We start from the raw sequence: 13,541 nt of genomic DNA on the forward strand, positions 1-13,541 counted from the left end.
GGGGAGAGCCCTGGGGTGCGTTCCGGGGCGGGTCGTGGGGTGCGTTCCGGGGCTGGGGCGACCGCTGCACAGACAGCGCACCGCCAGGGCGGCCGGGGCCGGGGCCGGGTACGGATGCGTCGTACCCGGTGGCCTGAACCGGCCCCCGCTCCACGGCACCAGGGCCGTGCCCGGACACGGAACCGGGACCGGGCACGGAGGGCGCCGCTGGGTGCGTCGAACCGGTAGCGATATCGGACGCACCTGCTGGAACGGCCGGTTGCCTGACGGCGGGGGCGGAACCGGAAGTGCCGAAATCGCTGAGGGATCCGGTCCGGGTGCTCGGCGACGCACCGGTCGCCGGTGCACGCTGCACGCGGGGGGCCCGGCCGGGGGCCGGGGCACCCGGCCGCCGGCGCACCGCGGGGGCGGGCCCGGGGGCGACCGCCTGACTGCCGACAGGCCTGCTCGACGGAGCGCCCAACACCGGCCGGACGACCGGACGGGACTCGGGCGTACGGGGTGCGGGTGTATCTGTCCCGGAGGTGGCGGCCGGGCGTGCGGCAGGCACCGGTGCGGCCGCCGGTGTCCTGCGCGCCGGCGGTGTCACACCGTTCCCGTCGGCGGACGCCGCCGGACGCCCCGACGTCACTCCGCCCCCGGAAGGGCCCGGGGGCGGGACTCCGGGTGCTGCCGGACCTTGCGACGACGGCCGCCCGAGGGGGCCGTCCGTGCCACGGCCACGCTGCTCCGGCGCGGTCCGCGGTGTCCGTGGGGTCGGGGGAACGACCGGCCCTGACGACGGGGGCCCGAGCGGCGAGCGGCGGACCGGCGCGGTTCCCGCGGGTCCGGTCGTCCGGACGGGAGCGCTCACCCCGCGTCGTTGTACGGGGAGTGAGGACGAGGACGAGGGTGTGGGAGCGGGAGCGGGAGGCGTCCGGCCCGGCGGGGGCGCCGCCGCAGGCCCCCCTGCCGGACCCGGTCGCCGGGGAGCCGAAGGCTCGGTGCGCGCGGAGCCGCTGCTGGGTCCGCCCTGCTTTGCCTCCGAGCGCTGGACGCGAACAGCCGGTGCCGGGGCCGGAATCGGAGCCGGAGCTGTGACCGGGGCCGAGGGCGGGGCAGCCTTGGGAGCCGAGGTCGGGGCCGCGGTCGGGGCCGCGGTCGGGGCCGGGGCTGGGGCCGGGGCCGCAGAGGACCGCAAGGGGCTGGGAGGCGCAGTTCGGGGCGTAGGCGCCGAAGAAGGGGTGGCGGGCGTAGAGGAAGAGGGCGCGGACGCCGCGGACGCGGGCGCAGACGAAGCCGCGGACGCGGGCGCCGAAGGCGAGGGCGCGGTACCCGCCCCGCTCGCCGCGGACGCGGGCGCCGTCCTGCTCGGCACCGCTGCGGGAAGTGCCCTGCGCTGCACCGTGTTCGGCGCGGAGGCCCGTGTCAGCGCGGAGGGCGCGGGTCGCCTCCGGGGTTGTACGGGAGCGACTCGCGGCCCCTGGGCGCGCTGGACCGAAGGGCCCTGCCAAGCGCCCCGGGGGCCCTGACCGACGGTCCCACCGCCAACGCCACCGTCAACGGCGGCGGCGCCCGCATCCGCGCCGCCCTCGGGGGCAGCGGCCGGCAGGGAGAGCCTGGGCTCGTCGAGGCGTGCGGGCCCAGGCCCGGGGGGGTACGACTGGGTGTCCTTGATCAGGCCGGTCGGAGCATCGGCGAGCACGGCGTGCGAGAGCGTCCCCGAGAAGGACGGGTTCTGCCACGCGGTCAGCGAACCCCCGAACTCCGAGGATGCGACCGTCTGCTTCGCCGGCGTCAGGGTCACGAGCCGGATCGGCGGCAGACCGGCCCATTCCCGCCCTCGGACGGGGGCCGCGGTGGTGCCGGCGGCGTCGCGGGTGGGCGGCTCGGGGGTGGGGGCCGGTACCGTACCGCCCCCGCCCTCGTTCCGCTCCGGGCCGCCGCCCTGCTGGTCAGCGCCTCGTCCACGGCCCTTGAGCCGGTCGAATATCCCCATCACCGCTCCGTAGCAGCACGCGTCACCAGCGTGGCGATCTGTTCGGCGTACCGCCGCCGCTCACGGTGTTCCAGGTCCAGAATGTCGTCGAGGTTCCAGTGGAAGTGGTAGGCGATGTACGCGATCTCCTCATGGATACGGTCGGTCGCGTACGTCACGATTCCCCCAGGCGGCTCCCGCCGAGCTCGACCTCGAACGGCTGCTCGCAGTGCGGGCAGGTCACGCCGGCCCTGGTGTGGCCCTCGGCGTTGACCTGACGGTAGAAGTCCTGGAGGAAGGCGAGGTCGGAGGCGAACATGTTCTCCACCACCCCGTCGTGCATGTGTGCCACGGTGCCCAACTGGGTGATGACCCGGCCGAGCAGGACCACCGAGAGGTACGCGGGGTTCTCCTGCACCCGCATGTCCCGCAGCGGGATCAGCTCGTCCCGGGCGGTCGCCAGTCGCATGACCCCCTCGCGGTGCACCGTGCCCATGTCGTCCACGTATCCGCGCGGCAGCTCGAACGCGAACTCGGTCCGCAACTGCTGCCGTACGGGCTGTGCTTCCGCCGGGGCGACGGCCGGGGCCGCCACGTCCGCGGGAGCGGACGTGGCGGCAGCGGCGTCGGTGGCGGGCCTGGCAGGTCCGCGGCGCATTACTCGGTGACCAGCTCTTCGTAGACGATCGTGACGGTCTCGGTCATCACGGAGGCCTCGCCGGCCGTGGCCGCCGCGCCCATCACCTTGGTGCACCAGGCGTTGCGCAGGTGCTGACGGCGGACCGGGTTGTACTGGTAGTCCATGTAGATGATGCTCGCGTTCTTGCGCGCCGAGCCCATGTCGCCGCGCAGCGAGGCGTTGATCCACTCGTTGAACGCGGTGGACTGCTCCATGCCGCGCGTGACGGTGGTCTCACCGGCCTTCTTCACGCCGGGCATCTTCTTGGTGATCGGCTGGCCGTTCGCCGAGACCTGCTGGTACTCGATGACGTCCTGTTCCATTCCCACCTCGCCCACGGCGTGGAGGTACTCGACCATGACTCCGTCGATCTGGAGGCCGAAGTTGTGGGTAGTGAGGGCGTCACCCTGGGAGAGACTCATGAAAAGCCGTTCCTTCTACTGAGGCTGGGACCTGTGGCTGTACGCGAAGTCGATCGGGGGCCGGAGGCTGTGACGTCTACTCCTCCAGCTCGCCGCTGCCGCCGGAGAACTGGGCCAGCCGGAAGATCACGAACTCGGCGGGCTTGACCGGCGAGACGCCGATCTGGCAGATGACGCGTCCCAGGTCCACCGACTCCGGCGGGTTGGTCTCGGCGTCGCACTTCACGTAGTAGGCGTCCTCCGGCGTGGCGCCGAACAGTGCGCCGCTGCGCCACTCCGTCACCAGGAACGCGGAGATGTTCCGCCTGATCCGGGCCCACAGGGCCTGGTCGTTCGGCTCGAACACCACCCACTGCGTGCCGTTGAGGATCGACTCCTCCAGGTAGTTGAAGTACCTGCGGACGTTGAGGTAACGCCAGGCCGGGTCGGAGGACAGGGTGCGCGCACCCCAGACGCGGATGCCGCGGCCGGGGAAGGTGCGGATGCAGTTGACGCCGATCGGGTTGAGCAGGTCCTGCTCGCCCCGGGTGATCTGCATCTCCAGGTCGACGGCGCCGCGTACGACCTCGTTGGCGGGGGCCTTGTGCACGCCGCGCTCGGAGTCGTTGCGGGCCCAGATGCCGGCGACGTGACCGCTCGGCGGGATCAGCCGGGTCTGGCCGCCCGCGGGGTCGAAGACCTTGATCCACGGGTAGTAGAGAGCCGCGTACTTGGAGTCGTAGTTGGACGTCTCCTGACGCCACACCCGGATCTGCCGGGCGTTGAGGCCGGGCGGCGGGTCGATGATGGCCAGCCGGTCGCCCATGAGCTCGCAGTGGGCGATCAGACCGAGCTGTACGGCCTTCACGGCCTCCAGGTCGATCGCGCCGCGCTGGTAGGCGGCCATCAGGTCGGGGACGGCGACCATGGAGATCTCGTCCACCGCTTCGAGACCGCCGAAGCCGGTGCGGTCCGAGGAGTCGCCCAGGTACTCGGCGATGCCGACCGACTCACCCTCGGAGGCGTCCGGGACGGCGGGGGCCTGCGCGGCGGCAGGCACGTCGAGCGCGACCGTCTGGTTGTCGGGGCGGGCCAGCTGCGAGGCCGCGGCCCCCTCCTGCACGGAGATCAGCTTGGAGCGTTCCTTGACCTGGGTCACCACGTAGTTGCGGGCACTCTTCTTCGCCGAGACGTCGAAGGTCTCGACGGCCTTCGCGCCGTCCTTGACGACCAGCCGGAAACGCTCGGCGGGGCCCTCGCCCTCCGCGTCCGTGACCTCGACGCTGAGGGTGCCGCTCTCGCCGGGCGCGACGGCCGACACCTTGAACGTGCCCAGAGCCGCGGGCTCCCCGGCCGTCAGAGCGGCGGGCGCCGCCGCACCGCCGGCGACGGCCGTCCGGCCACGCTGTCCGCCGACCGCGTCGGTGCCCTCGCCCGGTGCCCCGGCCACTCCGCCGGGCGCCCCGCCCACGCGGACCACGTAGGCGGCGGATCCGCCGTTGTTGAAGAACCCGTACACCGAGTGGGCCAGGAAGTAGCCGTCGGTGAACTCACCGAAGGAGGCGACGTACTGGGTCCAGTTGGTGACCAGCGTCGGCTCGTTCAGAGGTCCGTCGGGCGCCAGCCCGACGAATGCGGCCACCGAGGTGCCGACCCCCTCGATCGGACGAGAGCCGCTCGCCACCTCTTCCACGTACACGCCCGGCGACAGGTATGACGGCATGCTCTGCTCTCCTCGGGGTACCGATACAAGACCAGGCTCACCCTCGCCGCACGGTCGCACGCGCGTAAACGTCCTCCGGTGCCGTGTCGAGGGCACCTGTCGTGCCCTCAGGGGCAACCGGGCTCCGGCCACCGGGTGTTCTCGCGCCACCAGGGCCACCGAGGGGACACGGCGTACGGCACCGGGCCCCGCGTGGCGGAGTACGGCGCGGGGGCACGGCCCGGCGCCCCTCGGCCGGAGTCGCGCACGAAGGGCCGCGGGGGCAGCGGGCGTTACCTTTCGGGCAGTGGCACTACCCGGCCGCCTCTGACATCGCCCTTCCCGCGCGCAGTAGCGTCCGTCGGGTGACCACCTGGACATCTCTGGAACCCGCCTCGACCACGGTCGACCCGGGCAGCAGCACCACCGTGCGACTGCGTCTGCGCAACACCGGCGACGTCGTCGACGAGTACCGCTTCGAGCCGGTCGGCGACGTCGCGCCGTACGTCTCGGTGGAACCGCCGTCGATCAGGCTCTTTCCAGGTACCACCGGGGTCGTGGAGCTGACCTTCGCCCCGCCCAGAACCCCGGACGCGACCGCTGGGCCGCACCCGTACGGTGTGCGCATCCTGCCCACCGAGCACCCCGAGACCACCACGGTCGCGGAGGGCAACGTCACCTTCACCACTTTCATGGAGGTGCGGGCCGAGCTGGTCCCGCAGACCGTCAAGGGTCGTTTCAGGGGCCGGCCCAAGCTGGCCGTCGACAACCTCGGCAACACCCCGCTCACGGCGTCGATCGGCGGCGGCGACAAGGCCAGCGACGACCTCTCGTACGAGATCGTCCCGTCCAACGTCCAGATCCAGCCCGGCCGTGCCGCCTTCGTCGACGCGACGCTCAAGCCCCGGCAGATCACCTGGGTGGGGCAGAAGCAGGAGCGGCCCTACGAACTGTCCGTGCGCCGCTCGGGGTTCGAGCCTCTTCCGGTGAACGGGACGTACGTGCAGCGCAGCCTGCTGCCGATGTGGATGATGACCACGCTCAGTCTGCTGCTGGCCCTTACCATCACCGGCCTCGTGCTGTGGTTCACCTACAAGGCTCCGGTACGCACCCTCGCGCTGCCGAAGATGGAACAGGCGGCGGCGACCGCCCTGCCGGAGGAGCCGCCGGAGCAGCCGGCCCCGAAGCCCAAGGAGGAGCCCGAGCCCTCCGAGGAGCCGGAGGCCTCGGGCGGCGGAGGCGGAGGCGGAGGCGGGGAGGAGAAGCCGGAAGAGGAGGAGGAGAAGGTCGAGCGGGGCCCGCTCCCCATCACGTCGGAGGACAAGCCGAACCTCTTCGTGCAGTTCGCGCAGGTACGCCTCGTCGCGGGGGCGGGGGGCTGCAAGCTGACCGCCGCGCACACGGTGGGCAAGCTGGACGACGCCACCCAGAAGGCGCTGAAGTGCTTCCAGGAGTCCAACGACTCGAAGTACGGGGCCTTCAGCCAGCTGGGGAAGAACGACGGGCTCGGCAACCTGGGCCGCTCCACGATGACGGCGCTCCTGGCGTCCCACTTCGTCGCCGCCAAGACGGTGCCGCTGGACGCGGACGTGGCCAGCCCCGAGGTTCCGTGGGTGCGTAACGTCCTGCTCTGGGGCACGCAGGCCGAGATCGACGACGGCGACCTGGCGATCACCGTCGCGTGCACGAAGGCCAACATCGACTACCTGCGCGGTCAGGGCCAGCTCAAGGAGCAGCCGTCACAGGGCCTCTTCAACAGGATCAAGGAGTACCAGGGCCTGTTCGTGGCCGAGAAGACCGGGGTCATGGACGAGACGACGCTCAACAAGACGAAGCTGGGCTGGATCAACGGGCAGGACGCGCCGGGCACGGTGGTGGCCAAGGACTGGCTGCCCGCACCGATGGAGTAGCCGTCGCGGACGGCGCCCCCGCGGGCCCGTGGCCTACCGTCCTGGTAGGCCACGGGCCCGCGGCGCGACCGGGTCACCAGGACGCGTCGTCCAGGACCAGCCGGCCCGCCTTGCGGTACTCGCGCTGGGCGCCCGCCAGCAGATCGTCCGTCGACACGCCGTCGCCGCGCCCCGCCGCCGCGTACGCGGCCGTCACGACGGCGCTGCGGATGGAGCCGCCGGCCAGCTCGAAGTCCGCCGCGCAGGACGCCGGATCGACGTCGTCGGCGCACGGGACGTGGGCGAGGCTGTGCCGCCAGAGCGCGAGGCGCTGCTCCTCGTCGGGGAAGGGGAAGTCGACCACCAGGTCCAGCCGTCGCGTGAAGGCGTCGTCGATGTTCGAGCGCAGGTTGGTGGTGAGCAGGGCGATGCCGTCGAACGACTCCAGGCGCTGGAGGAGGTAGGCGCTCTCCATGTTCGCGTGGCGGTCGTTGGAGCTGCTGACCTCGGAACGCTTGCCGAAGACCGCGTCCGCCTCGTCGAAGAGCAGCACCGCGTCCGTACGGTCGGCCTCGGTGAAGATCCGCTCCAGGTTCTTCTCGGTCTCACCGACGTACTTGTCCACCACCGACGGCAGCTGTACGACGTAGAGATCGAGGCCGAGTTCACCCGCCACCACCTCGGCGGAGAGCGTCTTCCCGGTACCGGAGTCGCCGGCGAAGAGCGCGACCACGCCCCGGCCGCGTCCGCCGCCCGCGCTCAGCCGCCAGTCGCCGAGCACGCGGTCGCGGTGCTGGGCGCGCAGGACCAGTTCCCGCAGCTGTGCCAGCGGCCCCTCGGGGAGGACGAGATCGTTCCAGCCGACGTCGGGCCGGATGCGGCGGGCATGCCGTTCCAGGCCCGACGCGGACTGCTGCCGGGCGGCGAGCCGCAGGTGGGCGGCGGAGAGCGGCGTGCCGTGGAACGCGGCCAGTTCCCGCGCCGCGCGGGACGCACGGTCGATGCCGCCGGGTCCGAGCCGGTAGGCGGCGACGACCGGGGCCAGGTCGAAATCCGGCTCCTCGGGGCCTAGAGCCGCCCGCCAGGCGTCGAGGTCGCCGGCCCGCCGGCGGGGCGCGTCGAGCACGATCGGGTCGCGTCCCGTGTCGCACCACTGCGGGTCGTACGGGCGGGGGTCCGTGAACAGCACGGGGACGTCGTTCACCGCGAGGGCCCGGATCAGTTCCTCCGGCCTCTCGGGCAGCGAGGTCACCACGATCGCGCGGCCCGTCAGCCGGGCCTCGCGGAGCAGCTCCCGGTAGGGCGGGTGCTCCCCCGCCGCGCGTTCGACCGGTGCGTGTTCCTCGGGGCGGTGCTCCCCCCGGCGTTCCGCCGGGACGAGGTGCAGGGCGGGCAGACCGGCCGCGCCCAGGGCGGCGGTGGCGAAGGCGAGCCCGTCGCCGTCGCGGTGCTCCCGCAGGTAGACCGTGAGCGGGTGCGCCGACAGTTCCCCGGCCAGCCTCCGTGCCAGCGGGCCGGTGGTGTCCTGCGCGTCCTCCGCGTTCTGTTCCGCTGGGAGGTACGGGAGCAGGCGTACGGTCCCGCCCAGCGCGGGGTCCGGGGTGTCGTCCCCGAGGAGATGGGCCAGGACCCGGTCGGGGACGCGCAAGGAGCGGCTGAGGAACGGGCGTTCGGGTTCCTCGACCTCGAGCAGCCCGCGCGCGATCAGCCGTGCGGCGGGATGGAACCGGGACCGTCCCGCGGCGGAGTGCGTGGGCACCCCGCACAGGTCGAGCGCGAGCGCGACGGTCGCCCGGCGGCGCGTGACGTCGTCGTTGAGGTAGGCGTACAGCGACTCGAACGTGCGGTCCAGGTCGGGGGCCAGCGCGATCAGCAGGATCTGGGTGTCGAGGGGGCTCAGGCGCAGCCAGTGGGCGAGCCAGTGGAGACGGTCGTCGTCGGCCGGCTCCTCCGCCGGGTCCGGCTCCCCCGCGCCGGCCGGTTCCTTCGCGCGGTCCGGGGTGTCCGCCGTGTCCGGGCCGGGGGAAGGTGCCGTGTCCGGGCCCGGGGAAGGTGCCGTGTCCTGGGCCCCGCCGAACAGGAGGTGGCGTACCGCGTCGTCCGTCAGATACATCCCGCGCATCGGATCGTCGGCCGTCGGGTCGGTGGCGCTGCGGTGCTCGACGAGGTCGGCCACCCGCTCACGCAGCCTCGCCAGCCGTTCGAGCAGCGGGGAGGAGGAGTCACTCACTTCCGCTCCTCCTGGAGGGTTCCCGTCGTGCCGTGCTTCTTCCCGAAGGCTTCCTTGGCGGCCTGGACGCTCTCCGCGTCGTGGTACCGCGTGGCGCCGTCGTCGGGCGGGCCGTCCGCCCCGCGGATCTGGACGCCGAGGCCCTCCGTGACGGGCGGGCCGACCTGGTATTCGGGGTACGCGAGGAAGGGTGCGGTGATGACCACGTCCAGCGAGGGCTTGAGTTCACCGCCGAGCGCGGACCAGATGTCCGCGAGGGAGCGCGCCTCGGTGTGCAGTCCCGCGACGGTCAGCGGGACGGAGAGGCCGAGCCCGGCGAGTGTGCCGGTCAGGTCCTCCGGGGGGAGGATCTCCTTGGGCAGCAGCGTGTGCAGCACGGCGGAGAGCATCCGGTGTTCGTCCTGCGGGCGCTTGGTCCAGGCCGTGACGAGGTACGAGAGCCGGAACCAGCGTGGTGGCTGGTGCTGCTTGAGCGTGATGCCCTGCTCGTCACGGAGGGACATCTTGCCGCGCTGGCGCCGTTTGGTGTCCTCGCGGATGTCGTAGAGATACGCGTCGATGGTCGGGGCGTTGCGCCGGGCCGCCCAGTCGCGCGTAGGGGCGTCGAAGGTGATTTCGACGTCGGAGCCGGCGAAGGCGCCGCGGACGAGCAGCCCTCGCAGGATGTCATCCACCTCGTGGATCACGGTCGCCCTGCCCTTCACGGTCGCCGTCACGGGCGCTCGTCGGCGAACGGACCGTCACGGAACGACCTGTCATGTATCGACCTGTCGTGGGTCGCCCCGGCATCGCGCCCGGCCGAACCGTCGGTGGTCCGTACGGTCTTGGGCGCTCCGGCACGGAGCGCCCCACTCCATCGTCGCCGTACGGCCGTCCGGCCCGCGAGGCACCGCGGGGACGATCACGGGGCACCTCCGCTGCCCTCGTGGCGCCCAACTCCTGTACCCGGGGCCCTTGCCGCGGCCGACAGCCCGTCAGATGTAGCCTTCCCGCAAGGCATATGCCACGGCATGGGCACGGTTGCGAAGCTGCAGCCGGGTCGTCAGACCGTGCATCACGTTCTTGACCGTGCGTTCGGAGTAGGACAGTTTGCTGGCAATCTCCCCGGTATCCATCCCCTCGGCCACCAGCCTGAGCACATCGACCTCGCGTGGTGCCAGGCCGGACGCCGTGGCACCCGACATGCTGGTGGTCCCGCGCTGCAGCGTGCCGACCTGGGCTATCAGCCGTCCCAGCAGGTCCGACGGCAGGTCACCGTCGCCCCGGGAGGCCGCGAGGACCGCTCGGAGCAGGCGGTGGCCGGTGGCCTCGCGCCGCCAGACGATCGCACCGACGCCGTACTCGATCACCTGGAGCAGTTCCGCCTCGCGGATCAGGCTCGTGACGAGGACGGCCTTGGTGCCGTCGGCGCGTGTCAGCCGCCTCAGCCGGGTCAGCGTGGGTTCGTCCAGCGCCTCGGCCAGCAGGACCGCGACCGTGCCCGGCCGCCCCGCGCCCTCCTCGAACAGTTCCACCTCGGAGTGCCGGCGCAGCTGGCTGACCGCTCCGTCCATGGAGAGCGGGTCCGACGCGTGGACCTCCACGGGGATCCTGACGGGAGTTCGGACAACCATGCCTGTACGTCCTCGTGTTACGCCTCAACGGGACAACCCGTTCCTGCCTTTCCCATCCTTCCTGCGCGGACCGGACGAGAACAACGTGGCTCACCACGAGACCGACCACGAGATCGGCGGCACGTCCTGATGACGGCGTTAGCGAGTCAGCCACCGCCCTGCCCGCCGGCGGGCCAGGGCCCCGCCTCCGTCGCACTGCTGGAACGCGGGTCCGCGCTGGAACTGCTTGCCGCGGAGGCCGGCCGGGCCGTGGCCGGGTCCGGACGGATGGTCCTGTTGCGCGCACCCACCGGTACGGGCCGCAGCGCCCTGCTGGAGGCCGCCGCCGAACTGGGGGTGAGGCTGGGCATGCGGGTCCTGCGGGCCCATGCCTCCGCCGAGAGCTCCGCCGTCCCGCTCGCGCTCGTCAGTCAGCTCCTCGATCCGGCGCACGAGATGGGCGGCGTCCACGAGGACACCCCGGGGAGCCCGCGCCCCCTCGGTCACGCGTCCCGCCTGTGGCAGATGCTGCGCGCGCACGCGGCGGCGTCGCCCCTGCTGGTCGCCGTCGACGACGCGCACCTCGCCGATCAGGCCTCCCTCCGCTGGCTGACCGAGGGGGCGCGGCGGCTGACCGGGTTGCCGGTCCTCGTCGTGGTGACCGAGCGCGGGCAGTACGACATCGCCGCGCCGGCTCCGGGCCTCGCGTTCTCCCTGCCGCCCGCCGTGGTGCGGGTGCACGCGATGGGCCCGTTGAGCCGTGGCGCCGCCGAGGAGTTCGTACGCGGCACCCTGGGCCCGGACACCGGGGACGCCTGGGTGGACGGCTGCGTGCGGGCGAGCGGCGGGAATCCGCTGCTGCTGCGCGCCCTGCTGGACGATCTGCGGACGGTCTTCCCGCACGGGGGCCGGGCCGCCTCCGGAGGCGGCCCGGAGCCGGTGCTGCCGGAGGACTGCGCCGAGCTCTACCCGGGGGCGTTCGTCGCGGCGGTCTCCTGGTGGCTGAGGTGCGCGGGCACCGGAAGCACCGCGGTGGCCCGCGCGCTCGCCGAACTGGAGGCCTCCGCACAGTACGACGAGGAGGGGCACGGGGCCGTGGGCGGTTCCGGGGCCCACGGCGCCCGGCCGGATCCCGAGCACGAAGTCCACGGCCCGGGCGACGAGTTCACCGACTTCCTCTCCGAGCTGACACGCGCCGACCCCGACCGCGTCGGAGGCTGGGTCACCGCGATGATCCGGCTCGGACTGCTGCGCCGGGCCCCCGGCGGCGTTCCGCGCTTCGCGCACCCCCTGTTGCGCGGAGCGGTCCTCGACGGCTGGCCTCGCTCGCAGCGGCAGGCGCTGCACCTCCGTGCGGCCGAGCTGCGCCAACGCCGCGGCCACGGGGTCGAGGCGGTGGCCGGACATCTGCTGCGCACCACTCCCGGTGGCACGGCGCGCGTCGCCAAGGCCCTGCTGGACGCGGCAGCCGACGCGTCCAGGGCAGGCAGGACCGGCGCCGCCGCGCACTACCTGCGCCGCGCGCTGGACGAACCGCTGCCGCCCGATCGCCGGGCCGCCGTACTCACGGAACTGGGCGAACTGGAGTTCGGCACCTTACGGACGGGTGGGATACCCCGCCTGGCCGAGGCGCTGCGCCTTCGGCAGGAGCCCAGGGAGCGGGTGCTGGCGGCGGTCAGTCTGGGCAACGCCCTGGCCCATCGGGGCAAGCCGCGTGCCGCACTCGACGTCCTGCGCGAGCTCGGGCCGTTGGACGGGGAGCCCGTCCTCGCCCGCACGATCGAGACGGCCTCGGCGTTCTTCTCGGACCACGACCACGAGATCCGGCGGGCCGTCTACACCCGGCTGCGCGAGCGCGCCGAGCGCTCGCCGGAATGGATCAGCCCGGCGCTGCGTGCCCTGCTGATCCGGTACGAGTCGACGGCCGGGCTGCTGTCCGCCGAGTCGGCCGTGCGGCAGGTACGGCGGCTGCTGACCATGCCGGAGGATCCCCTTCTTCGGCCCTATCTGCTGAGTACGGCTGCGGCCGTGGCCCAGTGGGCCGACGCGACGGACGACGCCGAACGCCTCGTCAGGAGCGGGCTGACCGAGCACTGGGTGTCGCCGCTGCACCCCGTCCACCGGTCGCTGCTCAACACACGGGTGGACACCGCCGCCGCGCGAGGCCGTCACCGGTGGGTGCTGGAGGAGACCGCCGGAAGGCTCCGGACGCCGGACGGCTCGTCCCGCGTCGGTGCGAACAACTTCCTGGCCCACCGCGTCCTCGCACTCGTCGAGTGCGGTCGTCCCGCGGAGGCCGAACGGCTCGTCGCCGGGGTCGACGTCTCCGAAGCACAGGACGGCTGGGAGCAGAATCGATTCCTCTATGCGCGGGGTGTACTGCGTGCGTCGGCGGGCGATCCGGCGGGCGCCCTCGCCGACTTCCTGGAGTGCGGCAGGCGTCAGACCGGCAGGGACGTGCTGAGCCCGGTCGTCACCCCGTGGCGCTCGGCCGCCGCCGAGTGCCATCTCGTGCTGGGCGGTACACCGGAGGCCCTCGCGCTCGCCGAGGAGGAGAGCCGGTACGCCGCCGTGTGGGACACCCCCCGGGTCCGGGGCCGTGCCCTGCGCGTACTCGGCGCGGCCACCGGCGGCCGGCGCGGTCTCGAACTCACCGCCGAGGCCGTCGACGTCCTGCGCGGCACGTCGCTCGACGTCGAGCTGATCCCCGCGCTCCTCACCCACGGGCTCCAGCTCACGGCAGCCGGACAGCCCCGCAGCGCGCGTCCGCTGCTCCGGGAGGCCGCGACGGCGGCCGAACGGCTGGGCGCGGTCCGGCTGTCGGGCCGCGCGGAACTGGCCCTGCGCGCGAGCGGCGCCCGTCGCAGGACCACCTCCCTCACGGGCAGCGGTTCACTGACCGCCGGCGAACGCCGCGTCGCGACGCTGGCCGCCGACGGACGGACGAACGCGGAGATCGCGGAACTGCTCCACCTGGCACGCCGCACCGTGGAGACCCATCTGACCAGCACCTACCGGAAGCTCGGGATACGGCGCAGGGCGGATCTCCCCGAAGCCCTGAACAGCGTTACGGACAAAGCCACTTGACGAC

At 73.0% G+C, this 13,541-nt stretch carries 9 protein-coding genes; 2 read left to right on the forward strand and 7 right to left on the reverse strand.

The window, feature by feature from the left end; all coding sequences use genetic code 11:
- Positions 1-1,977: 1,977 nt before the first annotated feature.
- The 4 genes from IA22_RS37100 to IA22_RS0111425 all read right to left on the reverse strand — a co-directional run bounded on the left by IA22_RS37100 (position 1,978) and on the right by IA22_RS0111425 (position 4,760).
- Entirely contained in the window at positions 1,978-2,136 is a 159-nt protein-coding gene (locus IA22_RS37100) for a DUF6760 family protein (RefSeq protein ID WP_014153881.1), read from the reverse strand.
- Entirely contained in the window at positions 2,133-2,615 is a 483-nt protein-coding gene (locus IA22_RS0111415; protein WP_014153882.1) for a hypothetical protein, read from the reverse strand. The genes IA22_RS37100 and IA22_RS0111415 overlap by 4 nt, the downstream gene beginning before the upstream one ends.
- Positions 2,615-3,058: a phage tail protein gene (locus tag IA22_RS0111420; protein WP_014153883.1), complete on the reverse strand. Its 444-nt coding sequence runs from the start codon at positions 3,056-3,058 to the stop codon at positions 2,615-2,617. Before IA22_RS0111420 ends, IA22_RS0111415 begins: the two co-directional genes overlap by 1 nt.
- 76 nt (positions 3,059-3,134) lie before the next feature.
- Positions 3,135-4,760: a phage tail sheath family protein gene (locus IA22_RS0111425; protein WP_014153884.1), complete on the reverse strand. Its 1,626-nt coding sequence runs from the start codon at positions 4,758-4,760 to the stop codon at positions 3,135-3,137.
- 344 nt (positions 4,761-5,104) lie between these two features.
- Between IA22_RS0111425 and IA22_RS0111430 the strand changes: the two genes are divergently transcribed.
- On the forward strand, positions 5,105-6,649 hold the full coding sequence (locus IA22_RS0111430) for a COG1470 family protein (protein ID WP_030123547.1): 1,545 nt from the start codon (positions 5,105-5,107) through the stop codon (positions 6,647-6,649).
- Positions 6,650-6,722: 73 nt separating this feature from the next.
- Here the strand turns inward: IA22_RS0111430 and IA22_RS0111435 are convergent, their stop codons facing one another.
- The 3 genes from IA22_RS0111435 to IA22_RS0111445 all read right to left on the reverse strand — a co-directional run bounded on the left by IA22_RS0111435 (position 6,723) and on the right by IA22_RS0111445 (position 10,471).
- Positions 6,723-8,858 (reverse strand): ATP-binding protein, encoded by a 2,136-nt coding sequence (locus IA22_RS0111435; protein ID WP_030123548.1) that lies wholly within the window; start codon positions 8,856-8,858, stop codon positions 6,723-6,725.
- The gene (locus tag IA22_RS0111440) at positions 8,855-9,544 is read right to left on the reverse strand and encodes a Pvc16 family protein (protein ID WP_030123549.1); all 690 of its coding nucleotides are present in this window, start codon (positions 9,542-9,544) and stop codon (positions 8,855-8,857) included. Before IA22_RS0111440 ends, IA22_RS0111435 begins: the two co-directional genes overlap by 4 nt.
- Positions 9,545-9,832: 288 nt before the next feature.
- A complete protein-coding gene (locus tag IA22_RS0111445) occupies positions 9,833-10,471 on the reverse strand; it encodes a helix-turn-helix transcriptional regulator (RefSeq protein WP_015578863.1) in 639 nt (212 codons plus the stop codon).
- A gap of 129 nt (positions 10,472-10,600) precedes the next feature.
- Between IA22_RS0111445 and IA22_RS0111450 the strand changes: the two genes are divergently transcribed.
- A complete protein-coding gene (locus tag IA22_RS0111450) occupies positions 10,601-13,537 on the forward strand; it encodes a LuxR C-terminal-related transcriptional regulator (protein WP_030123550.1) in 2,937 nt (978 codons plus the stop codon).
- The last annotated feature ends 4 nt before the right edge of the window (positions 13,538-13,541 follow it).

This window comes from Kitasatospora papulosa (genome assembly GCF_000717245.1).
Classification (GTDB): domain Bacteria; phylum Actinomycetota; class Actinomycetes; order Streptomycetales; family Streptomycetaceae; genus Streptomyces; species Streptomyces papulosus.

Coding starts and splice junctions, on each gene's coding strand:
- IA22_RS0111415 (WP_014153882.1), bottom strand. CDS start 2,615: ATGCGCCGCGGACCTGCCAGGCCCGCCACCGACGCCGCTGCCGCCACG.
- IA22_RS0111445 (WP_015578863.1), bottom strand. CDS start 10,471: ATGGTTGTCCGAACTCCCGTCAGGATCCCCGTGGAGGTCCACGCGTCG.
- IA22_RS0111425 (WP_014153884.1), bottom strand. CDS start 4,760: ATGCCGTCATACCTGTCGCCGGGCGTGTACGTGGAAGAGGTGGCGAGC.
- IA22_RS0111450 (WP_030123550.1), top strand. CDS start 10,601: ATGACGGCGTTAGCGAGTCAGCCACCGCCCTGCCCGCCGGCGGGCCAG.
- IA22_RS0111420 (WP_014153883.1), bottom strand. CDS start 3,058: ATGAGTCTCTCCCAGGGTGACGCCCTCACTACCCACAACTTCGGCCTC.